Here is a 20,418-nt window from a genome sequence, read left to right as displayed (position 1 = left end):
CCGTTGACGGGATTGTTTAGGGAAGTATGATAGTACTTTTCCGGAATGGAGTTATGTATGAGCAACGAAAATAAGAAATGCCGCGTCCACTATGAAGGCACCTTTAATGACGGCACGAAATTTGATTCTTCCTATGACCGGGGAGAACCGCTGGAATTCATCTGCGGTGCGGGCCAGATGATTAAAGGTTTCGACGAAGCGGTGAAAGATATGGCAGTAGGAGAAATCAAAAATATCCACCTTATGCCGGAAGAAGCCTATGGTATGCCGGATGAACGGAATATCCTCACAATCAACATGGACCAGATGCCCGGCTCTTCCGAGCTGCCTGTAGGCGCCAGAGTGGTACTGACAGACCCCATGGGCCAGCGTTTCCCGGTCAAGGTAACGGCCAAGACAGAAACAACCATTACCTTTGATGCCAACCATGAAATGGCAGGGAAGGAACTGAACTTCAAAATCGAACTGGTTTCTGTGGAATAATAAAAAGGACAGCCCGGGGGCTGTCCTTTTTGAATGCTGTGAAATTAATAGTTTTCAGCTTTGATAGCAAAGAAGCTTCTCGGATGGCCGCATACCGGGCATTCCTGGGGGGCTTCTACGGATTCTACGGTGTAGCCGCAGTTAGCGCACATCCACAGTTTCTTTTCACCCTTCTTAAATACCTGGCCGTTTTCCACATTGGCGAGGAGCAGTTTATACCGTGCTTCGTGGGATTTTTCGATTTCGCCGACTTTGGAGAAGAGGAAGGCAATCTGGGGGAAACCTTCTTTTTTAGCGGTTTCAGCAAATTCCGGATACATGGAGGTCCATTCATCATGTTCGCCTTCAGCAGCCATCTTCAGATGTTCAGCGGTGGTTTTCTTCAGGTCTCCAACCAGCCAGAACCAGATTTTTGCATGGGCTCTTTCATTGTTTGCTGTTTCGCGGAAGAGGTCTGCAATCTGGCGGGAGCATTCCGGATCCTTTTCTGCTTCGTTGGCGAAGAGGTTATATTTTACATGAGCCTGGGATTCACCGGCATAGGCAGCACGCAGGTTCTTTTCAGTCTGTGTGCCTTTCAGTCTTTTCATTTCTTCTAATACTTTTGCTTCATTCATAATAAATCCTCCTTTTTTTATCGCAGGATATGGAATCATTTTTTGCATTTGCCTGCATACAGCTTCAGTATAGGCGTATTAAAGAAAAAAGTCAAATGGCAGAATTTGTACTGATGAGGCCTAATAATTATGGCAATCTCGAATGAATATTTTAAACATCCAAATTCTATAATTAAGGGATACAAAATATGGACGCCCGGCGGAGAGATAGATTGGGGATGGATATTTCCGGATTTCTCATGGAAATCTAATCGCTCTGCCTGTTTCAAAATTATAAAAAATATTCCATAATAAGGAAAAGGAAACATACAGCCATATCTTTTTTTACAAACTTTACATTCTCTTTACATTCATGCGGTACCATAAACTTAACAGTTTGTGCGTTTTTTATGGAGGACACCATGTTTAGTCTTGTCAACAAGCACGAAGAGTTTTTTGATTTTCTTGTTACCAATGCAGAGTATTTCCACAAAGGGACACAAATGGCACGGGAAGTGCTGCAGGATCCGTCCAAGCTGGAGCGGTACGTAAAGGATGTAAAGAATCTGGAGCATTCTGCCGATAAGGTAACCCATGAGATTTCGGCGAAGATGCGTCATGTGTTTATTACCCCCATCGACAGGGAGGATTTCTTCCTGCTTACCACCACTTTGGATGACTGCGTGGATGATATCCAGGATGTGGTGATGGCACTGAAGCTCTATCATGCAGGTATCGGTTCCAAACTGCCGTTGAGGATGGCGGACATCTTGGTGGAAATGTCTTCGGAACTGATTGTGCTTTTCCGTCTGCTGAAGGATATTGACAAGAATGAGACGGAAATCAGCGAACGGACAAGAAAAATCAATGCCCTTGAAAGTGAAGGAGATGAAATTTACAGAAACGCCATTTCTGACCTTTTTGACGGTACCCATGAGGTGATGGAAATCATCCGCTGGAAGGAAATCATGGAGGCCATGGAAGATACGGCTAACCGGACAGAGAGGGTAGGCAACCTGATTAAAGAGGTGGTCATGAAATATGCCTGATATCTACATCATAGTCATCGTCGTTATTCTGGCGCTTTGTTTTGATTTCATCAATGGATTTCATGATACCGCCAATGCCATTGCCACCTGCGTGGCTACCCGTGCATTAAGCCCTAAAGTGGCTATTATCATGTCAGCCATTCTGAACTTCGTAGGCGCCATGATTTCCACCGGCGTGGCCAAGACCATCGGCGGGGAAATCGTGACTTCTCCCCATATGGTGGATTCGGTGGTGCTTTCATCGGCCCTGGCCTCTGCCATTATCTGGAACCTTTTCACCTGGCGCATCGGCATGCCCTCCAGTTCTTCCCATGCCCTCATCGGCGGGGTTATCGGCGCCGTCATCATTTCATACGGCACCGGTGCTATCCATCTGGCAGGGGTGCTGACCATTGTCATCGGCCTTGTGCTTTCTCCGGTCTGCGCCCTTCTTACGGGCTATATCGTCATGACCATCCTGTACATTGCTTTCAGGAATGTGGGAAAATCCCGGGTGAATTACGTGGCTACTCATATTCAGATGGCGTCTGCTGCTCTTATGGCCTTTTCCCATGGTTCCAACGATGCACAGAAATCCATGGGCATTATCACCCTGGCCCTTCTTTCCGGCGGCTATATCGGCCAGCTGGAAGTGCCCTGGGAAGTGAAGGTGGCCTGTGCGCTGGCCATGTCCCTGGGAACCTCTGTAGGGGGATGGCGGATTATCCGTACTGTAGGAAATAAGATTTTCCGCATGCAGCCGGTCAATGGCCTGGCAGCTGATCTGAACAGCGCCATTACCATTTTCTCCGCCACCATGCTTCATCTTCCTGTATCCACCACCCACGTGGTGACAGGGTCCATCATGGGCGTGGGCTGGGCTACCCGTTTCCGTGCCGTTCACTGGAGCGTGGCTTACCAGATGGTATCCGCATGGATTATGACCATTCCCTGTACCGCAGCGGTGGGAGCGCTGGTCTATCTCATCATCAAGCATGTTCTGTAAGAAAGTAAAGAGGCTGTGAAAAAATGATTTACATTTTTTTCACAGCCCTTTTTTACGTCTCATCATTTTCCAACATATCCAATTTCTTTAATTTATGTTAAAATGGTACTCGTATAGGTAACCCGGGATGGGTATACCGGGAGGTGTATATGTTAATTCAATGGTTCCCAGGCCACATGACCAAGACGAAGAGAATGATCGAGGATCATTTGAAGGCGGTGGATGTGGTGGCAGAACTGCTGGATGCCAGGATTCCTGCGTCCAGTGCCAATCCCATGGTGGAAGAGCTGGTGAAGGGAAAGCCCCGTATCGTTATTCTGAATAAGGCGGATCTGGCAGATCCGAAGAAAACGGATCAGTGGATTTCTTTTTATAAAAAGAGAAATATTCCTGTAGTGCCTATGAGCGTAGGAAATGGGAAGAATAAAAAGAAGCTGCTCTCCCTCATTCGGGAAACGGCAAAACCGATTCTGGACAGGTGGTATAAAAAGGGGTTGAAAAACCGGTCCGTAAGGCTTATGATTCTGGGCATTCCCAATGTAGGGAAGTCATCCCTTATCAATTTTCTGGCAGGGACAGCGGCGGCCCGGACAGCCAATACGCCGGGTCATACCAGGGGCAAGCAGTGGGTCCGCCTTTCGGAGGGACTGGACCTTCTGGATACGCCGGGGGTTTTGTGGCCGAAGTTTGATGACCAGACCGCGGCTCTTCGCCTGGCTGCCACAGGGGCTATAGCAGGGGATGTATTCAATTCTGATGAGGTGGTACCGGTGCTTCTGTCTTCCCTGGCGGAGACGGAACCCCAGGTTCTGATGGATGTATACCGTATTGAAGATGTGCACCAGGATCCCCAGCTGCTGCTGGAAGCGGCAGGACGGAGAAGGGGATGCCTCCTTCCCGGCGGTGCCATCGACTATGACCGGGCGGAAACGGCGGTGCTCCATGATTTCAGAAGCGGTAAGCTGGGAAGAATCACCCTGGATCCGGTGCCGGCGGAGGACTGACCATGAAAATCGCAGAAATCAGGGATATCCTAAAGCAGGATGATGTGCCGGACGAAGTGATGAAGGAAATCCTGGCAGATTCACGTAAAGGGGTGCAGCAGCTTGTTTCTTCCTACATGCGCCGCCTGGAGAGGGAAAGCAGAGAAAGGCTGCGGGTGGAGTCTCTCTATGAAGTGGAAAGCGAATTCTACAAGCGGGGGCTTACCCATGTGGTAGGAATCGATGAAGTGGGAAGAGGACCTCTGGCCGGCCCGGTGACTGTGGCGGCGGTGATATTAAAGCCCCACTGGTTTGCGGAAGGCTTGAACGATTCCAAAAAAGTGACGCCGAAGCACAGGGAAGTGCTGGCGGAAAAAATCCACAGGGAGGCGGTGGAGGTATCCATTGTTAGCCTGCCGCCTGAGGAAATCGATGCCTTGAATATTTACCAGGCCACCATGACAGCCATGTACCAGGCTGTAAGGAATCTTCATGTGAAGCCCGATGCGGTCATTGTAGATGCCATGCCTCTTCATTTTCCATTTCCTACGGTGTCCATGGTCCATGGCGATGCCAGGAGTGCCTCGGTGGCTGCCGCCTCCATTGCAGCCAAGGTATACAGGGATCATCTCATGGATGCGTATGACAAACAGTATCCGGGCTATGGTTTTTCCCAGAACAAGGGCTATGGAACGGCGGAACATATAGAGGCTCTTCACCGGCTGGGCATTACGCCTATTCACAGGAAAAGCTTTGAGCCTGTGAAGACCATGCTTTACGAAGGATGGTAAAAGAGAGGAGAAACATATGAAACAATGTATGGATGCAGAAAACCTTCACCGGCGGCTGAAAAAAATAGTAGGACAGGTGCAGGCTATCGACCGCATGGTGGATGAGGATGTACCCTGCGAGGATGTCATCACCCAGGTGAATGCAGCCAAATCGGCTCTTCACAAAGTGGGGCAGATTATTTTGGAAGGCCATCTTCAGCATTGCGTGCGGGATGGCATCGAACAGGGAGATGCAGAGGAAACCATTGCAAAGTTTGCTAAAGCGGTGGAGCGGTTCTCCAATATTATTTAGGGAAGCACTGATTTATTCACAGGAAATCAGCTGTTTCTATTCATTCTGCCTTTCGGCATGTCCAATGCTTAATTATAAATGGGAAATGCATGAAATTTGATAATAAAATATCAGGGGAATGAGATAAAATTATGCCTATCTATGCCATCATTAGAACTCTCTTTCAAAGCCCTGCTTTTGTTGTCACTGGACTGTTAGAGTGATACAATTTTATCTGTAGCATAAGATAGCGTTTTTCTTATCCTGCAGTTCATTTATATGGGAGGTTTCTTTTTGTATCCTGTCAATATACAGATGAAGGGCGTTTCCTGTCTGGTCATTGGCGGAGGGCATATTGCGCTTCGCAAGGTGAGGAAACTTCTTTCGGAAGGCGCAGAGGTAACTGTCCTTTCTCCGGAAATCTGCCCGGAGCTGGAACAGTACTTCAGGGAAAAGCGTATTTTCTGGAAGAAGGCACTCTATCGCCGGGGGGATGCCGCCGGGTATCCTTTTGTGGTGACTGCCTCAGGTGTGAAGAATGTGGCGGATGAGGTTCATGAGGAAGCTCTCCGGAGGTCATTCCTATATAATGCAGCGGATTTCCCGTCCCTTGGAAACTGTTCGCTTCCGGCTGCCTTTGAAACAGGGGGGATTCACTTTGCCGTTTCCACTGATGGCCGTTCACCGGCCATGGCAAAATATGTGAAGAACTGGCTGAAGGAAAAGATTCCTCCTTCTTTTGGTGCCTGGCTGGACCGGGTGGCAGAGCTTCGGCTGGAGCTGAAGAAAGAGGTTGGTGAAAGCAGAGTGCGGGAAAATTTTTGGCATGTTGTTTTTGATGATGAGATTATGAATCTTGTGATTTCAGGGAAATTAGACGAAGCAGAGGAGCGTGTGCGTCATGCAGTTGGTTGTATTAGGTCTGAATCATAAAACTGTTTCCGTAGATATAAGGGAACAGTTTGCGATTTCCGAGGAAAGTGCCAGAAGTGGTCTCCGCCATCTGGATGGAGAGGAAGGCATTGAGGAGGCGGTGGTCCTTTCCACCTGCAACAGAACCGAAATTTATGCAGTATTAAAGGATGCCGGTGCTAAAAAAACACTAGAAAAGTTCTTTCTTGCCCTTTCCGGAAACAGCGAGGCAAAGAAGGAGTATTTCTTCTATTTTGAAGGAGAAGCCTGCATCCGTCACCTCTTTGAGGTAGCATCGGGGCTGGACTCCATGGTGATTGGCGAAAGCCAGATTTTAAACCAGATCAAGACAGCCTACACCATGGCTCTTTCCGAAAAGGCAACAAAAACGATTTTGAACACCCTTTTCCATCGGGCCATTACTACCGGCAAAAGAGTACGTACGGAAACCCGTATTTCCTACAGCGCCGTGTCCGTGAGCTATGCGGCGGTGAAGCTGGCTGAAAAAATCCTGGGCGGTCTGGATGACCGGACTGCCATGGTGTTCGGCGCCGGCGAGGCAGCCGAACTTCTTGTGAAGAACCTCATGGGCAAAGGGCTTAAAAAGGTGATTGTAACCAACCGCCACATGGATAAGGCGGAAGACCTGGCCGCCAAGATACATGGCGAGGCCGTTCCTTTCCATTCTGCCCTGTCCCATGCAGATGATGTGGATATTATCGTTACCGCCACCGGCGCATCCCAGTACATCGTAAAGGCCTGGGATGTGAGAAATCTCATGATGCGCCGTGGAAACCGTCCCCTGGTGGCCATCGATATTGCTGTGCCCTGTGACATTGAACCGGAAGTAGGCAGTATCCGCAACGTGACACTCTATAATATCGATGACCTGCAGGAAATCGTGGCCAATAACATCCGCTTCCGCGAAGAGGAAGCACAGCGGGCTGAAGTGATCGTGCAGGAAGAAATCGAATCCATTGAGGATCGTTTCAAATATTTAAGCACTCGTCCGGTTATGGTATCTCTTTCTGATAAGGCTGAGGAAATCCGGCAGCGGGAGCTCCGCCACGGTCTTGCTAAAATCGAGGGACTTACCGATGAGGATAAGAAGGTGCTGTCCCATATGACCCATATGATTGTGCGTAAGATTCTGCGTGAGCCTATGATTCACCTCAATGAATATGCCGGTACGGAATGGGAATCGGAAGATAAGTCTGCTGTAGCCCGCCTGTTCAAACTGGATGTAAGAAAGGGGCAGGAACTTGAAAAATAAAATTACCATTGCCACCAGGGAAAGCCTTCTGGCTCTCTGGCAGGCCCATTATGTAGAAAACAGGCTGAAAGAAAAGTATCCGGGACTTGTGGTGGAACTCCTCCCTGTAACCACCAAGGGGGACCAGATTCTTGACCGCCCGCTGGTAGAAATCGGCGGAAAGGGGCTTTTCATCAAGGAACTGGAAGTGATTCTGCTGGAAGGAAAAGCAGATATTGCGGTCCATTCCCTGAAGGATATGACTGCAGAATGCCCCGAGGGGCTCACCATTGCGGCAGTCACCAAAAGAGAAGACCCCAGAGATGCCTTCGTTTCCAACAAATATAAATCTCTGGCGGAACTCCCGGCTGGGGCCAGAGTAGGCACCTCCAGCCTTCGCAGGCAGGCCCAGCTTCTTCATGAAAGGCCGGATTTGGAAATCCGCTCTCTTCGCGGCAATGTGCAGACCCGTCTCCGTCATCTGGATGAGGGAGACTTTGATGCCGTCATCCTGGCAGCTGCCGGATTGAAGCGTCTGGGACTGGCAGAGCGCATTACCGCCTATATTTCTACGGAAGACAGCATTCCTGCTGCCGGACAGGGAGTCATGGCGGTGGAAGCCAGAAGCGATGACAGGGATACACTGGAGCTCCTGTCCTTCCTTCATGATCACGAGGTGGCTTCCTGTATTCGTGCAGAACGGGCCTTCCTGGCCAAGGTTGGCGGCGACTGCAAGGTGCCTGCAGGCATTTATGCCGTTCCCGGCGGGAAAGACCGGATTCAGGTGGAAGCTTTCATCGCTTCCCCCGATGGAAAGAAACTTTACCGCGGAAAGACAGAAGGCTCCATTGCCAAAGCAGAAGACCTGGGAAGCGATATGGCCGGCAGGCTTCTGGATGAAGGCGGACGGGACATTCTTGAAAAACTGCAGAAAATATAGTTGAAGTGAGGAGATTTTTCATGAAAAAAGGGAAAGTGTATTTAATCGGTGCAGGTCCCGGAGATCCGGAACTTCTGACACTGAAAGGGAAGCGGTGCCTGGAAGAAGCGGACGTCATCGTAGGTGACTACCTGGCGGACAAGCGGCTCCTTCGGTACGCCCGGCCGGATGCGGAGTATGTGTACGTGGGCAAGAAGGCCGGATGTCACACCATGAAGCAGCATGAAATCAGCCTTCTCCTGGCGGAAAAGGGAAAGGAAGGGAAGATTGTGGCCCGCCTCAAAGGCGGTGATCCCTTCGTTTTCGGCAGGGGAGGAGAGGAAATCGAGGTGCTTCGCGAGGCAGGCGTCTCCTTTGAAGAAGTGCCCGGCGTGACCAGTGCTATTGCAGCCCCTGCTTATGCAGGCATTCCTGTCACCCATCGCGGCGTGGCCGCTTCCTTTGCGGTAATTACAGGCCATGAGGATCCCACCAAGGATCAGTCCTCCATTCACTGGGATAAGCTGGCCGGCGGTGTGGACACGCTCATTTTCCTCATGGGCGTAGGCCATACTGCTCTCATTGCGTCCCAGCTTATGAAATACGGCAGAAGCGCCGACACACCGGCCGCTTTTGTGCGCTGGGGCACCCGTCCCTACCAGGAAACCTATACCACTACCCTTGGCAGGGCAGCGGAGGATGTAGAAAAAATGGGCATTAAGCCGCCGGCGGTCTTCGTGGTTGGAAGTGTGGTCAATCTTCGAAGCGAAATGCGCTGGTTTGATAACCGTCCCCTTTTTGGAAAGCGGATTATCGTTACCCGCTCCCGGAGCCAGGCGTCCCATCTGGTGGATGTACTGGACCGGAAGGGCGCAGAAACCATAGAAATTCCTACCATTGCCATTAAAGACCCGTCTGACGATTTCAAGGGTATGGATGAAGCACTGAGCCGTCTTGAAATGTATGACTGGCTTATCTTTACCAGCCAGAACGGGGTGGATTATTTCTTTAACCGCCTCTATCGTTCCGGAAAAGATGCCAGAGCCCTTGGGCACCTGAAAATCGGCGCCATCGGACCGGCTACGGCCCGCCAGCTGACCCGTCACGGCCTCCATGCGGACTGCGTGCCGGCAAAGTACAAGGCTGAAAACCTGCTGGCAGAAATGAAGCCTCTCCTGAAGGGGGATGAAAAAGTACTTATTCCCAGAGCCAAAGTGGCCAGAAGCGTTCTTCCCGAAGGACTTCGGGACCTGGGATGCCGGGTGGATGTGGTGGAAGCCTACCGCACCGAACCGGACATGGCCCATCGGGAAGAACTGCTGGACGTGCTGGAGCATCACGGTGCCGACATCATTACCTTTACCAGTTCCTCCACCGTATACAATCTCATGAACCAGATTGACGGAAAAACGGAACTTCTGGAAGGAGTTGCCCTGGCGTGCATCGGACCGATTACAGCTGCTACATGCCGTAAATATCATCTGGAACCATCCATCATTTCTGATGTCTATACGATTGATGGCCTTGTCAATGCAATTGAAAAAGGAGTCGAAAGAAATGAAATTAAACACACTTCGTCCAAGAAGACTGAGAAAAACGGAAGCCATTCGCTCCATGGTCAGGGAAAACTCCCTGGAACTGAATGATTTCGTCTATCCTATTTTCGTCGTTCCCGGCACCAACGTGAAGGAAGAAATCCCCAGCATGCCCGGACAGTACCATCTTTCTGTGGATAATGCGGTGAAAGTGGCGGAAGAAATTTACAAAATGGGTATTCCGGCAGTGGAAGTATTCGGCCTTCCTGAATACAAGGACGACATTGGCTCCTCTGCCTGGGATATGACAAGCCCTGTGCAGCGTGCCATCCGCGCCATTAAGGAAGCGGTGCCGGACCTGGTTATCGTTGGGGATGTCTGCCTCTGCCAGTACACAAACAGCGGCCACTGCGGTCAGCTCAAAGGTCATGAAGTGGATAACGACCCCACCCTGGAACTTCTGGCTAAAGTAGCCCTGTCCCAGGCTGAATGCGGTGCCGAAATTGTGGCTCCCTCAGATATGATGGACGGCCGTGTGGCAAAAATCCGGGAAACTCTGGATGCCAATGATCTCCATGACGTTTCCATCATGTCCTATGCAGTGAAATACGCTTCCGGCTACTATGGACCCTTCCGTGATGCAGCTGACTCTGCGCCTCAGTTCGGAGACCGCAGAGGCTACCAGATGGACCCGGCCAACAGCAGGGAAGCCATGAAGGAAGTGGATCTGGATATGGCGGAAGGCGCCGACATTATTATGGTGAAACCGGCTCTGGCTTATCTGGATATCGTCCGCCAGGTGAGAGACCATATCAACCGTCCCGTAGCAACCTATAATGTATCCGGTGAATACGCCATGGTGAAAGCCGCTGCCGCTAAAGGCTGGATTGACGAAAAGAGAATCGTCATGGAATCCCTCCTCTGCATGAAGAGAGCCGGCGCTGATATCATTATTTCCTACCATGCTCCTGACGTGGCTAAATGGATGAAGGAGGAAGCAGGGAAATGATCGACCTCACCAAGTCCAAAGCCGCTTTTGAAGAAGCTAAAAAATATATGCCCGGCGGCGTCAACAGCCCTGTGCGCTCCTATCCTCATATGGGCTGCCCGCCTCCCTTCATCCAGGAAGCCCATGGATCCCATATCACCGATATCGACGGCAACACTTACATTGACTATGTAGGCTCCTGGGGTCCCATGGTCCTGGGCCACGCCCATCCGGCTGTAATCAAAGCCATCCAGAAAGCCGCTGAAAGAAGCACCAGCTACGGCGCCCCTACAGTGATGGAAACGGAAATTGCCGAACTCATCCACCAGGTTTATCCATCCATTGAAAAAATGCGCATGGTCAACTCCGGCACCGAAGCCACCATGAGCGCTCTCCGTGCCGCCAGAGGCTATACCGGCAGGGACAAGATCCTGAAATTCGAAGGCTGCTACCACGGTCATGGGGACAGCCTTCTGGTGAAAGCCGGCTCCGGCGCTGCCACCTTCGGCAGTCCTGACAGTGCAGGCGTTACAAAAGGAACGGCCCAGGACACCCTGGTAGTTACCTACAATGATATTCCTGCCTTTACCAAAATGATGGATGAAAAGGGCGATGAAATCGCTGCTGTCATTGTGGAACCGGTGGCAGGCAATATGTGCTGCGTACCGCCGGTGGAAGGTTTTCTGGAAACCCTCCGCAGGGAAACGGAAAAACACGGCACCGTCCTTATTTTCGACGAAGTCATGTGCGGTTTCCGTACCTCCTTCCACGGTGCCCAGGCCCGTTACCATATTCATCCGGACATGACCTGTCTTGGAAAAATCATCGGCGGCGGACTTCCTGCAGCAGCTTACGGCGGCAGAAGGGAAATCATGAACTGCATTGCTCCTGACGGTTCCGTCTACCAGGCCGGCACCCTGTCCGGCAATCCCCTGGCAGTCACTGCCGGCATCGAAACACTGAAGCAGATGATGGCCATTCCGGACTTTGATAAAATTCTGGGAAAGAAAACAAAGGACCTCCTGACAGGCTGGAAACAGGCTGCAGACAAAGCAGGGGTACCCCTTGTATGCCACCAGTCCGGTTCCATGTTCGGTATTTTCTTCTCCGAAAAAGACGTGCTCAATTATCACGACGCCTGCAGCGCCAATGCGGCGCAGTTCAAAGCCTGGTTCCTCTCCATGCTTGACCAGCACATCTATCTGGCACCTTCTCCCTTTGAAACCCTTTTCATGTCCTATGCCCACAGTGACGAAGACATTGAAAAGACTATCCAGGCAGCAGAAAAAGCCATGGAAAAAGCAGCAGAAATCAGATAAAACAGTAAAACGCGGTATGCCCAAAAGGAATACCGCGTTTTTTATGTTATTTATAGTGTAGGATACAAAAAAATATAGGATACAAAAAAATTTTAACACCCTTTACTTCGATAAATCTCCATGCTATAATATAAATATCGAAGGGGTTCGATGATGGGCCTCAGAATGTGTAGACGAAAAAGGAGAGATTTTTATGAAATTATCCGAAAAACTCTTAAAAGCACTGAATCAGCAGATCAATATGGAACTTGCTTCCGGTTATTTATATCGCGCCATGTCCCATGACATGAAGAACCTTGCTCTTAACGGCTATGCTAAATGGCTGGACAAGCAGTATGAAGAAGAAAGAGAACATGCTTTCAAAATCATTGCCTATGTAGAAGACAGAGATGGCGTCGTAGACTTTGACTCCGTAGAAGGGGTAAAGAAACATTACGACAATCCTCTGGATGCAGCCAAAGATTCCCTGGCCCATGAAGAAGCAGTTTCTGAATCCATCCGCAGCCTCTTCAAGATGGCTCGTGAAGAAGGAGACCTGGAAACCGAAGTATTCCTCCAGTGGTTCATTACTGAACAGATTGAAGAAGAAGTGAATGCCCGTGACAATGTGACAGGCTTTGAAAAAGCGCAGGGCTGCGAAGGACTGCTCTTCATGTTCGACGCTCATCTGGGAAATCGCTGATTTTATCAATAAAAGATACCTCCTTTGCGGGAGGTATTTTTTATTGTTGTCAGGGAAGCACTGATACCGCTGGGGACTCACTTTTCTTTCATCGAAATGTACACGCCTGCCGCCGGCTATGATATAATTTAACGGTAGAGTAAAGAAAAGGGGTACTGCCATGTGGGACAAACCGCGTAAGTTTATTATTTTGACAGCCAGCATAGGAACAGGACACAGTCAGGCAGCCAGGGCCATTGCGGAGGCCATCCAGTCTACCCATCCCTCCGATTCGGTCAGCGTTCTTGATTTCGTTTCCAATAATAAACTGTCGGTGGATCACATCATTAAAGATACTTATCTGAAAATGATCGATGTATTTCCTTCCATGTATGACCATTTGTACAGCGATTCCCAAAACAGCCAGTTTGGGAAAGCATCCCAGTATATGCTCTCTCTCACCTTTAAGAGGCGAATGAAGAATCTGGTGAGCACACTGAAGCCGGACGCTGTGATTTTTACCCATCCTTTTCCGGCAGGGGCAGCGGATCTGCTGAAGGGGGAGGGGAAAATCAGCGTCCCCCTTCTTGGCGTGATTACGGACTTTGATATTCATCAGCTCTGGGTGGATCATCATCTGGATGGATTCTGCGTGGCCACTCCCGATTTAAAAACGCTTATGGAGAGCTATGATGTACCGGGCCATATGATCCATGTCACCGGCATTCCGGTACGCCGCTCTTTTTATGAGAAGGCTGCCCAAAAGAAGCCTTTTGAAAAGGGAGCCGTTCTTGTCATGGGCGGCGGCCTGGGGCTTGGAAATGTGGTAGATAACATTGTCCGGCTTGATGAGGTAGATGAAATCTCCAAATTTATCGTCATTACAGGGAAAAATATTGATCTTTACGAAAAAGTAGCGGCTCTTTCCGATAAACTTCACCATCCCGTAGAGCTGCACAGCTATACCAATAAGGTGGCGGAAATCATGGCCAGAAGTGAAATCCTGGTGACCAAGCCGGGGGCCCTGACCTGCACGGAAGCTATGGTGATGCACCTTCCCATGGTTCTGGTGAATACGCTGCCCGGGCAGGAAAGGGCCAATGCCCTTCACATGAAGAAGCAGGGCTGTGCGGAATGGGTGAAGAGGGGAGAACTGGCGGAAACGGCACGCCGTATTTTAAGAAATCCGGATGTCAGGAGCCGGATGGCCGCCTCCTGCGGCGATGTCCATCCTGACAGCGCACGGGATGTGGTGAAAGTTCTCTATGATTTATTATGAAATATACCAATCAAAAAGCATTGAGGAAATGGCTCATTTCTTCAATGCTTTTTATATCTTCAATGTATTTGATTATTTTGCCAGGAGAGCCAGCATAATGCCGCCGGAAATGGCGGTACCGAATACGCCGGAAAGGTTCGGCCCCATGGCATGCATGAGGAGGAAAATCCTTCTGTTTTCTCTCTGTCCCACCAGGTGGGATACTCTGGCGGCAATGGGGACGGAGGCGATACCTGCGGAGCCGATCAGGGGATTGATCCGTCCGCCGGAAAGGCGGTTCATGATTTTGGCACAAACTACGCCGGAGCCGGTGCCGAAGGCAAAGGCTACAAGGCCCAGGGCGATGATGAGGATGGTGCTTCCGGTGAGGAAGGTATCTGCTGCCATGGTGGAGCCGATGGCTACGGTAAGTACCAGGGTGACAATGTTCAGCAGGGCGTTGGAAGCAGTTTCTGCCAGTTTGGTCACTGCCAGGCACTCACGGAGCAGATTTCCCAGCATAAGCATGGTAATGAGCGGTGCCACCGGCGGCAGGAACAGATTGACCATGAAAGCCATGACAATGGGAAAAGCGATTTTTTCAAGACGGGATACAAAGCGGGGCTGTTTCATCATCACGTTTCTTTCTTCTTTCGTGGTGAGAAGCTTCATAATAGGCGGCTGGATGAGGGGCATGAGGGCCATATAGGAATAGGCAGCTACGGAAATCTGTGGCAGCAGGTGGGGAGCTAGTTTCATGGTAGTGTAAATGGCCATGGGGCCGTCGGCACCGCCGATAATACCGATGGAAGCAGCTTCTCCCAGGTTGAAGCCCAGAAGCTGGGCTCCGACGAGGGCTACGAAAATGCCCAGATGGGCAGCAGCACCAAGGATGACAAGGCTGGGATTGGCAATCATGGGGCCGAAGTCCGTCATGGCGCCTACGCCCAGAAAAATGAGGGGAGGAAGGATGAGTTTTTCCACTCCCTGGTAGGCATACCAGAAAAGGCCGCCGTCAGAAGTGAGGGTTGAACCGGGCACATTAGCCACAATGCAGGAAAAACCGATGCCCACCAGCAGGAAGGGTTCATATTTCTTTACAATGCCCAGGTACAGCAGTACCAGGCCTGCGGTAATCATGATAAGATTTCCCAGAGACAGGTCGGAAAGACCGGTCTGGTAAAAAAGCTCTGTTAAGAGGGTGCTCATGAGAGAATCCATGAAAGTCAGTCCTTTCGTTCAGAAATGCTTCCCAGCTTATTGAGAAGGGGAAAGAAGTGGAGCACCACTCCGATGAAGGAAATAAAAATGAAGCTGAGGAAGAAATCAATCACTGAAAGAATCAGTGCGCCTGTTAAATTATCCGGTAATGTCATCATATGTTCATGTTCCTGATCTGCTCGTTTGCCTGACGGATGAGGAGCAGTCTTGTCCTTTCTTCTGCTTTATCCAGCACGGTTTTCTTCAGTACGATGGAACGCTTTAAAAGTCCATGTCCGATTTCACCCTGTTCATCCCAGGCCTTGATGGAAAGAGTGACATCCCTGTCGGTGATGGCAATGATGGAAGCGTGTACGGTGACTGTCATGCCCAGGCTGGAAGGGGCGGTGTGAACGAAATTAATGGAAAGGCCGATACTGGCGTATTCTTCAGGAAGGTAGGGGTCAATGGCTTCAATGGAAGCGTCGATGGCCCAGTGAATGAGGCGGGGTGTGGCAAGAAGATTTTTAAAATCATTGGAATAGTTGTCTGCCGCGTCTTCATGTGAGATGACCCTGGTGGCCATGGCATTCTGTCCCACAGACAGGAAATCGGAAATATTGATAGCAGGAGTATCCATAAAATTGTCCTTTCTCTTAAAGAGGGAAGAGGTACCATCTTCCCTGCACCGGGAAAAGTCCCGGGGCTTTGCATTTGCTGGCATGATTATAACCTGCCGATTGATAGAAAAATAATACAAAAATAAGCGCTATTAATGCATTATACACTATAATATAGACAATAAATTATAATTATTAAGTTATGAAAATATCCATAAAAAGTAAATAGAAGTTCGATAGAAACTAAAAAAACTCAGAATCCAGTCTCATAGATTTAAATATATGTATTTTTAGGGGCAGGGAGGAGAGAAAAAATCAAAAATTTTGGTTGTTTTTGATTTTGCAGACAAATCCGGAGAAATTTCATTTCCACGGGGCTCACTCACCTCTTCTGTCAATTCATGGACATCTGCGGCGCATTTTTTATTAAATTTTCTTGACAAAAAGCGCGAGCCGTACTATAGTATGTTCATAAACGTGATGACGGAGACACGATGCATTCGAATATCTTCTCAGAGAGTCTGTGGCTGGTGCAAGCAGATATGATGACGGATGGATTACCGCTCCTGAACAGAAGGATTGAAATCCTTCCGGCCGGCTGCCGTTACGAGCTTATGAGTAAAGCCTATGGCTTTAATTTGGGTGGAACCGCGGAAGATAACTTTCGTCCCTTAGTGGGACGGAAGTTTTTTTTATGACTGAGTTTCCCTGATGACCGTTCCCAGCGGCCTGGAAACAAAGAAGAAAGGAAGATTTGCATGATTACAATCAAACTCAAAGACGGCAAGGAAAAACAGTTTGAATCTGCTGTATCTCTTGCTGACGCAGCCAAAGCCATTTCCAACAGCCTTGGCAGAGATGCCATTGTGGCTAAGGTGAATGGCGAACTGACAGACCTTCGTAATCCTATCGTAGACGGAGCAGAAGTAGAATTCTTCACAAAGGAAGATAAAGAAGGTCTCTTTACTCTACGCCATACCGCTTCCCATGTAATGGCACAGGCTATCCAGCACCTGTTCCCAGTCACCAAGTTTGCCATCGGACCGGCTATTGATGACGGTTTCTACTATGATCTGGACTCCGCCCATGTTTTCAGCCAGGAAGATTTCGCAGCCATTGAAAAGGAAATGGCCAAGATTGCCAAGGAAAACATTCCACTGGTAAAGAAAGTAGTCAGCCGCAATGAAGCACTGAAGTTCTTCCAGGACAAGGGACAGGATTACAAGGTTATGCTGATCAATGACCTTCCGGAAGATGCTGAGATTTCCATGTATGAACAGGGCGACTTCACAGATCTCTGCGCCGGTCCTCACATGCGTTCCACCGGCAAAGTAAAGGTATTCAAGATTATGACAGTTGCCGGCGCTTACTGGCGCGGTGATTCCAAGAACAAAATGCTCCAGCGTATCTACGCTACCGCCTTCTTCAAGAAGGAAGATCTGGATCATTTCCTCTTTGTCCGTGCTGAAGCGGAAAAGAGAGACCACAGAAAGCTGGGCAAGCAGCTGGATCTCTTCTCCTTCCATGATGAAGGCCCGGGATTCCCATTCTTCCATCCAAAGGGAATGGCTCTCAGAAATATGCTTATGGACTATGAAAGAGAACTGTTCAAAGAATTTGGTTATGTGGAAATCATGACACCGGTCATCCTTTCCAAGCAGCTCTGGATCCAGTCCGGCCACTGGGATCACTATAAGGAAAATATGTACTTCACCAAAATCGATGATGAAGACTATGCCATCAAACCGATGAACTGTCCCGGCGGAATCCTTTATTTCAAGACCCAGCAGCGCTCCTACAGAGACCTGCCCATGAGAGTCGGTGAATTCGGCCTGGTTCATCGCCACGAACTCCGCGGTGCTCTTCATGGACTCTTCCGCGTACGCTGCTTCACCCAGGATGATGCTCATATCTTCATGACCCAGGACCAGATGAAGGAAGAAGTTATCAAGTGCATGGCCATGTATAAGAAGATGTACGGCGTATTCGGCCTGGAATATCATGTAGAACTGTCCACCCGTCCGGAAAACTCCATGGGCAGCGATGAACTGTGGGAAATCTCCACCAACGCTCTCCGTGAAGCCATCGAAAAGACCGGCGTTCCCTACCAGATTAACGAAGGGGATGGCGCATTCTACGGACCGAAGCTGGATTTCCACGTACAGGACTCCCTGGGACGTACCTGGCAGTGCGGCACCATTCAGATGGATATGCAGCTGCCGGAACGGTTCGACGTGAACTATGTCGGTGAAGACGGAGAAAAACACAGAGCTGTCATGCTGCACCGTGCAGGCTACGGCTCCCTGGAACGTTTCATCGGTATCCTTATCGAACACTTTGGCGGCGCATTCCCCACATGGATTGCACCGGTACAGGTTAAGGTCATTCCGGTTACCGAAAAACATCTGGAATATGCAAAATCTGTGGCTAAGACCCTTTCCGAATCCAATATCCGCGTAGAACTGGAAGAGGCCAATGAAACTTTGGGCTATAAGATCCGCAAAGCCCAGATGGAAAAGGTTCCTTACATGCTCATCGTAGGGGATAAAGAAGAAAAGTCTCACACCGTTTCTATCAGAAGCCGCAAAGATGGCGACAAGGGCTCCATGATGGTTCCCATGTTCATTGCCAGCCTGATGCAGGAAATCAAGAGCAGGGAATACTGATATGCAGAGGGAATTTCAGAGCGCTGATGTGGCAAGAGCTGCTGTGCGCATGGCTTTGTCGGAAACAAGGGCGGATGAGAATGAGCTGAAGGAAAAACTGGCAGCCCAGGGCATCCGTTCCGTAGCAGTAAATTTTGGCGGAAAATTTACGGATATTCTTCCTAAAATTTTTGAGTCCGCCATTGTGGCTGCCCAGAGGCAGCATGTGATTTCTGATACCCATGTAGGAGATGGCTCCGTCCTTGGCGCCATGGAATCCGCTATCGAACAGGTCAAGCTCATGGCTATCGGTATGAATGTAGGTGGAAAGATCGGTATTGCCCGCTGGAGAGAACATCTCTGCGTAGCTGTTTTTGTTGGCGTTGGCGTCCTTCATTTCAATGAAGTCACCATCGGCTTGGCTCACCGCGTTTTACGAAATGACTTGACAGATTGAACTTTATGAGGTATTATTAGTCCTGTGATTAATTGCAAGCAGAAGTCATCCGCTTCTCACCTTACAAGGCGCAGGCTACTAAGGTTTACGTATGAACTCGGGGCGGACGGTGTATGCTGTCCGCCTTTTACTTGCAATGATTTCTTTTTCGGAGGTGAAAAGAATAGGTAAAGAACTGAGTATCAATGAACAGATTCGGGCCAGAGAAGTCCGTGTAGTCAGTGATACAAACGAACAGCTGGGGATCATGACGCTCCATGAAGCAATCCGCATTGCGGAAGAAAAGGGACTTGATCTCGTCGAGGTGGCGCCCAACGGCCGCCCACCGGTATGCCGTATCATGAATTATGGCAAGTACAGATATGAACAGCAGAAACGTGATAAGGAAGCAAAGAAGAAACAGAAGGTATTCCAGATTAAGGAAGTCAAACTTCGTCCAAACATCGAAGACCATGATTTCTTTGTAAAACTGAAAAATGCCCAGCGTTTCCTCGGAGATGGAAACAAGGTCAAAGTGACCATTATGTTCCGCGGAAGAGAAATGAGCCATCCCGAACTGGGACAGGAAGTTCTCGATCGCTTTGCAAAAGAGCTCGGTGACTCCATTGTTCGGGAAAAGCCACCGAAATTAGAAGGGCGTAATATGACCATGGTCATCGGCCCGAAAGCATAAAAAGGAGAGACAGATATGCCGAAAATGAAAACTCGTCGCGCTGCGGCAAAACGTTTTACCGAAACCGGATCCGGTCAGTTCAAGAGAAATAAAGCTTTCAAGAGCCACATTCTCGAAAAGAAGTCCCCGAAGAGAAAGAGAAACTTCAGAAAAGCAGCACTGGTTTCCAAATCTGATTACAAACGTGTAGCAAGACTGCTTCCGAACGGCTAATAAGGAGGATTTAGAGAATGGCAAGAGTAAAAAGCGGCGTAACCGCCCATGCAAGACATAAGAAGATTCTGAAACTGGCTAAAGGCTACAGAGGTGCCCGTCATACCCAGTTCAGAAAAGCAAACGAACTGGTTATGAAGGCTCTCTACTATGCAAGAAGAGACCGCAGATCCAAGAAGAGAGAATTCCGTAAACTCTGGATCGTTCGTATCAATGCAGCAGCTCGTCAGAATGGTCTGACCTACAGCAAGCTCATTGCAGGCCTCACCAAAGCAGGTATCGAAGTGAACCGCAAGATGCTGTCCGAACTGGCTATCAATGATCCTGCAGGCTTCACCAAGATCTGCGAAGCAGCAAAGAACGCTTAATCAGCAGAAAGAAAACACCGTTTCCCAGGAAGCGGTGCTTTTTTTATTGAGTAATTTATAAAGACGCCCCTGAGGCGCAGTCGGGACCAGGATCGGGGTGGAGGCCCGTTAAGGAAGCGCTGATTAAATCACTGTCTGCTTTTATTCTTGAATTTTTATGCAATGCAAGGAATGGGACGACGCGAATAGCGAGCTATTTAAGGAGTCCCATGACGAAGCAGTGCATAAAAATTCTTATAA

At 49.4% G+C, this 20,418-nt stretch carries 23 protein-coding genes and 1 other annotated feature; of the genes, 19 read left to right on the top strand and 4 right to left on the bottom strand.

The window, feature by feature from the left end:
- The first annotated feature begins 57 nt into the window (after positions 1-57).
- A complete protein-coding gene (locus tag B2Y11_RS06735; RefSeq protein WP_291057574.1) occupies positions 58-483 on the top strand; it encodes an FKBP-type peptidyl-prolyl cis-trans isomerase in 426 nt (141 codons plus the stop codon).
- 44 nt (positions 484-527) lie between these two features.
- Here B2Y11_RS06735 and rbr read toward each other — a convergent pair whose 3' ends face one another.
- Positions 528-1,100 (bottom strand): rubrerythrin, encoded by a 573-nt coding sequence (gene rbr, locus B2Y11_RS06730; RefSeq protein ID WP_291057572.1) that lies wholly within the window; start codon positions 1,098-1,100, stop codon positions 528-530.
- Positions 1,101-1,501: 401 nt separating this feature from the next.
- On the opposite strand from rbr, the gene B2Y11_RS06725 reads away from it, so the two are divergent.
- The 13 genes from B2Y11_RS06725 (at position 1,502) to B2Y11_RS06665 (ending at position 14,023) form a co-directional block, all read left to right on the top strand.
- Positions 1,502-2,128, top strand: a complete 627-nt coding sequence (locus B2Y11_RS06725; protein ID WP_291057571.1) for a DUF47 domain-containing protein — start codon at positions 1,502-1,504, stop codon at positions 2,126-2,128.
- Positions 2,121-3,113, top strand: coding sequence for an inorganic phosphate transporter (locus B2Y11_RS06720; RefSeq protein ID WP_291057569.1), 993 nt, complete (start codon positions 2,121-2,123; stop codon positions 3,111-3,113). The genes B2Y11_RS06725 and B2Y11_RS06720 overlap by 8 nt, the downstream gene beginning before the upstream one ends.
- Positions 3,114-3,262: 149 nt before the next feature.
- The gene (gene ylqF, locus B2Y11_RS06715; RefSeq protein WP_291057567.1) at positions 3,263-4,117 is read left to right on the top strand and encodes a ribosome biogenesis GTPase YlqF; all 855 of its coding nucleotides are present in this window, start codon (positions 3,263-3,265) and stop codon (positions 4,115-4,117) included.
- Positions 4,118-4,119: 2 nt separating this feature from the next.
- A complete protein-coding gene (locus B2Y11_RS06710; RefSeq protein ID WP_291057565.1) occupies positions 4,120-4,887 on the top strand; it encodes a ribonuclease HII in 768 nt (255 codons plus the stop codon).
- A gap of 16 nt (positions 4,888-4,903) precedes the next feature.
- Positions 4,904-5,179 carry a metal-sensing transcriptional repressor gene (locus B2Y11_RS06705; RefSeq protein ID WP_291057563.1) on the top strand — a complete coding sequence of 92 codons (276 nt, stop codon included), beginning with the start codon at positions 4,904-4,906 and terminating at the stop codon, positions 5,177-5,179.
- 273 nt (positions 5,180-5,452) lie between these two features.
- Positions 5,453-6,091: a precorrin-2 dehydrogenase/sirohydrochlorin ferrochelatase family protein gene (locus B2Y11_RS06700; RefSeq protein WP_291057561.1), complete on the top strand. Its 639-nt coding sequence runs from the start codon at positions 5,453-5,455 to the stop codon at positions 6,089-6,091.
- Complete coding sequence (hemA, locus tag B2Y11_RS06695; RefSeq protein WP_291057559.1) at positions 6,060-7,343, top strand: glutamyl-tRNA reductase; 1,284 nt, start codon at positions 6,060-6,062, stop codon at positions 7,341-7,343. Before B2Y11_RS06700 ends, hemA begins: the two co-directional genes overlap by 32 nt.
- Positions 7,333-8,262: a hydroxymethylbilane synthase gene (gene hemC / locus B2Y11_RS06690; protein WP_291057557.1), complete on the top strand. Its 930-nt coding sequence runs from the start codon at positions 7,333-7,335 to the stop codon at positions 8,260-8,262. Before hemA ends, hemC begins: the two co-directional genes overlap by 11 nt.
- Positions 8,263-8,282: 20 nt before the next feature.
- The gene (cobA, locus tag B2Y11_RS06685; RefSeq protein ID WP_291057555.1) at positions 8,283-9,887 is read left to right on the top strand and encodes a uroporphyrinogen-III C-methyltransferase; all 1,605 of its coding nucleotides are present in this window, start codon (positions 8,283-8,285) and stop codon (positions 9,885-9,887) included.
- A complete protein-coding gene (hemB, locus tag B2Y11_RS06680) occupies positions 9,799-10,785 on the top strand; it encodes a porphobilinogen synthase (RefSeq protein WP_291057553.1) in 987 nt (328 codons plus the stop codon). Before cobA ends, hemB begins: the two co-directional genes overlap by 89 nt.
- Complete coding sequence (gene hemL, locus B2Y11_RS06675) at positions 10,782-12,083, top strand: glutamate-1-semialdehyde 2,1-aminomutase (protein ID WP_291057591.1); 1,302 nt, start codon at positions 10,782-10,784, stop codon at positions 12,081-12,083. Before hemB ends, hemL begins: the two co-directional genes overlap by 4 nt.
- A 193-nt stretch (positions 12,084-12,276) precedes the next feature.
- A complete protein-coding gene (locus B2Y11_RS06670) occupies positions 12,277-12,765 on the top strand; it encodes a ferritin (protein WP_291057551.1) in 489 nt (162 codons plus the stop codon).
- A gap of 160 nt (positions 12,766-12,925) precedes the next feature.
- Positions 12,926-14,023 (top strand): MGDG synthase family glycosyltransferase, encoded by a 1,098-nt coding sequence (locus tag B2Y11_RS06665; RefSeq protein ID WP_291057549.1) that lies wholly within the window; start codon positions 12,926-12,928, stop codon positions 14,021-14,023.
- A gap of 72 nt (positions 14,024-14,095) precedes the next feature.
- Here the strand turns inward: B2Y11_RS06665 and B2Y11_RS06660 are convergent, their stop codons facing one another.
- Genes B2Y11_RS06660 through B2Y11_RS06650 form a run of 3 tightly spaced genes read right to left on the bottom strand, consistent with a single transcriptional unit; the run spans position 14,096 to position 15,926 of the window.
- Positions 14,096-15,223 (bottom strand): sodium ion-translocating decarboxylase subunit beta, encoded by a 1,128-nt coding sequence (locus B2Y11_RS06660; protein ID WP_291057547.1) that lies wholly within the window; start codon positions 15,221-15,223, stop codon positions 14,096-14,098.
- Positions 15,224-15,228: 5 nt separating this feature from the next.
- Entirely contained in the window at positions 15,229-15,381 is a 153-nt protein-coding gene (locus B2Y11_RS06655; protein ID WP_291057545.1) for a hypothetical protein, read from the bottom strand.
- A complete protein-coding gene (locus tag B2Y11_RS06650) occupies positions 15,378-15,926 on the bottom strand; it encodes a thioesterase family protein (RefSeq protein WP_291057543.1) in 549 nt (182 codons plus the stop codon). Before B2Y11_RS06650 ends, B2Y11_RS06655 begins: the two co-directional genes overlap by 4 nt.
- A gap of 367 nt (positions 15,927-16,293) precedes the next feature.
- Positions 16,294-16,497: a binding site (T-box leader), on the top strand.
- Positions 16,498-16,580: 83 nt separating this feature from the next.
- On the opposite strand from B2Y11_RS06650, the gene thrS reads away from it, so the two are divergent.
- The 5 genes from thrS to rplT all read left to right on the top strand — a co-directional run bounded on the left by thrS (position 16,581) and on the right by rplT (position 20,178).
- A complete protein-coding gene (gene thrS / locus B2Y11_RS06645; protein ID WP_291057541.1) occupies positions 16,581-18,488 on the top strand; it encodes a threonine--tRNA ligase in 1,908 nt (635 codons plus the stop codon).
- 1 nt (position 18,489) lies between these two features.
- Positions 18,490-18,924 (top strand): HutP family protein, encoded by a 435-nt coding sequence (locus B2Y11_RS06640; protein WP_291057539.1) that lies wholly within the window; start codon positions 18,490-18,492, stop codon positions 18,922-18,924.
- A gap of 136 nt (positions 18,925-19,060) precedes the next feature.
- On the top strand, positions 19,061-19,597 hold the full coding sequence (gene infC / locus B2Y11_RS06635; protein WP_071986741.1) for a translation initiation factor IF-3: 537 nt from the start codon (positions 19,061-19,063) through the stop codon (positions 19,595-19,597).
- 15 nt (positions 19,598-19,612) lie between these two features.
- Entirely contained in the window at positions 19,613-19,810 is a 198-nt protein-coding gene (rpmI, locus tag B2Y11_RS06630) for a 50S ribosomal protein L35 (protein ID WP_008858952.1), read from the top strand.
- Positions 19,811-19,827: 17 nt separating this feature from the next.
- The gene (gene rplT / locus B2Y11_RS06625) at positions 19,828-20,178 is read left to right on the top strand and encodes a 50S ribosomal protein L20 (RefSeq protein ID WP_291057535.1); all 351 of its coding nucleotides are present in this window, start codon (positions 19,828-19,830) and stop codon (positions 20,176-20,178) included.
- Positions 20,179-20,418 lie beyond the last annotated feature (240 nt).

Origin of the sequence: Dialister sp. UBA1703, from assembly GCA_002320515.1 — a bacterium.
GTDB lineage: Bacteria > Bacillota > Negativicutes > Veillonellales > Dialisteraceae > Dialister.
The sequence above is the reverse complement of the archived record's forward strand: the minus strand, read 5'-3'. Positions and strand labels throughout refer to the sequence as shown.

What these genes read in the sequence shown, in the direction of transcription:
- B2Y11_RS06735 (WP_291057574.1), top strand. Translation starts at nt 58, where the DNA reads ATGAGCAACGAAAATAAGAAATGCCGCGTCCACTATGAAGGCACCTTT.
- rbr (WP_291057572.1), bottom strand. Translation starts at nt 1,100, where the DNA reads ATGAATGAAGCAAAAGTATTAGAAGAAATGAAAAGACTGAAAGGCACA.
- B2Y11_RS06725 (WP_291057571.1), top strand. Translation starts at nt 1,502, where the DNA reads ATGTTTAGTCTTGTCAACAAGCACGAAGAGTTTTTTGATTTTCTTGTT.
- B2Y11_RS06720 (WP_291057569.1), top strand. Translation starts at nt 2,121, where the DNA reads ATGCCTGATATCTACATCATAGTCATCGTCGTTATTCTGGCGCTTTGT.
- ylqF (WP_291057567.1), top strand. Translation starts at nt 3,263, where the DNA reads ATGTTAATTCAATGGTTCCCAGGCCACATGACCAAGACGAAGAGAATG.
- B2Y11_RS06710 (WP_291057565.1), top strand. Translation starts at nt 4,120, where the DNA reads ATGAAAATCGCAGAAATCAGGGATATCCTAAAGCAGGATGATGTGCCG.
- B2Y11_RS06705 (WP_291057563.1), top strand. Translation starts at nt 4,904, where the DNA reads ATGAAACAATGTATGGATGCAGAAAACCTTCACCGGCGGCTGAAAAAA.
- hemA (WP_291057559.1), top strand. Translation starts at nt 6,060, where the DNA reads ATGCAGTTGGTTGTATTAGGTCTGAATCATAAAACTGTTTCCGTAGAT.
- cobA (WP_291057555.1), top strand. Translation starts at nt 8,283, where the DNA reads ATGAAAAAAGGGAAAGTGTATTTAATCGGTGCAGGTCCCGGAGATCCG.
- hemB (WP_291057553.1), top strand. Translation starts at nt 9,799, where the DNA reads ATGAAATTAAACACACTTCGTCCAAGAAGACTGAGAAAAACGGAAGCC.
- hemL (WP_291057591.1), top strand. Translation starts at nt 10,782, where the DNA reads ATGATCGACCTCACCAAGTCCAAAGCCGCTTTTGAAGAAGCTAAAAAA.
- B2Y11_RS06670 (WP_291057551.1), top strand. Translation starts at nt 12,277, where the DNA reads ATGAAATTATCCGAAAAACTCTTAAAAGCACTGAATCAGCAGATCAAT.
- B2Y11_RS06665 (WP_291057549.1), top strand. Translation starts at nt 12,926, where the DNA reads ATGTGGGACAAACCGCGTAAGTTTATTATTTTGACAGCCAGCATAGGA.
- B2Y11_RS06660 (WP_291057547.1), bottom strand. Translation starts at nt 15,223, where the DNA reads ATGGATTCTCTCATGAGCACCCTCTTAACAGAGCTTTTTTACCAGACC.
- B2Y11_RS06655 (WP_291057545.1), bottom strand. Translation starts at nt 15,381, where the DNA reads ATGATGACATTACCGGATAATTTAACAGGCGCACTGATTCTTTCAGTG.
- B2Y11_RS06650 (WP_291057543.1), bottom strand. Translation starts at nt 15,926, where the DNA reads ATGCCAGCAAATGCAAAGCCCCGGGACTTTTCCCGGTGCAGGGAAGAT.
- thrS (WP_291057541.1), top strand. Translation starts at nt 16,581, where the DNA reads ATGATTACAATCAAACTCAAAGACGGCAAGGAAAAACAGTTTGAATCT.
- B2Y11_RS06640 (WP_291057539.1), top strand. Translation starts at nt 18,490, where the DNA reads ATGCAGAGGGAATTTCAGAGCGCTGATGTGGCAAGAGCTGCTGTGCGC.
- infC (WP_071986741.1), top strand. Translation starts at nt 19,061, where the DNA reads ATGATTTCTTTTTCGGAGGTGAAAAGAATAGGTAAAGAACTGAGTATC.
- rpmI (WP_008858952.1), top strand. Translation starts at nt 19,613, where the DNA reads ATGCCGAAAATGAAAACTCGTCGCGCTGCGGCAAAACGTTTTACCGAA.
- rplT (WP_291057535.1), top strand. Translation starts at nt 19,828, where the DNA reads ATGGCAAGAGTAAAAAGCGGCGTAACCGCCCATGCAAGACATAAGAAG.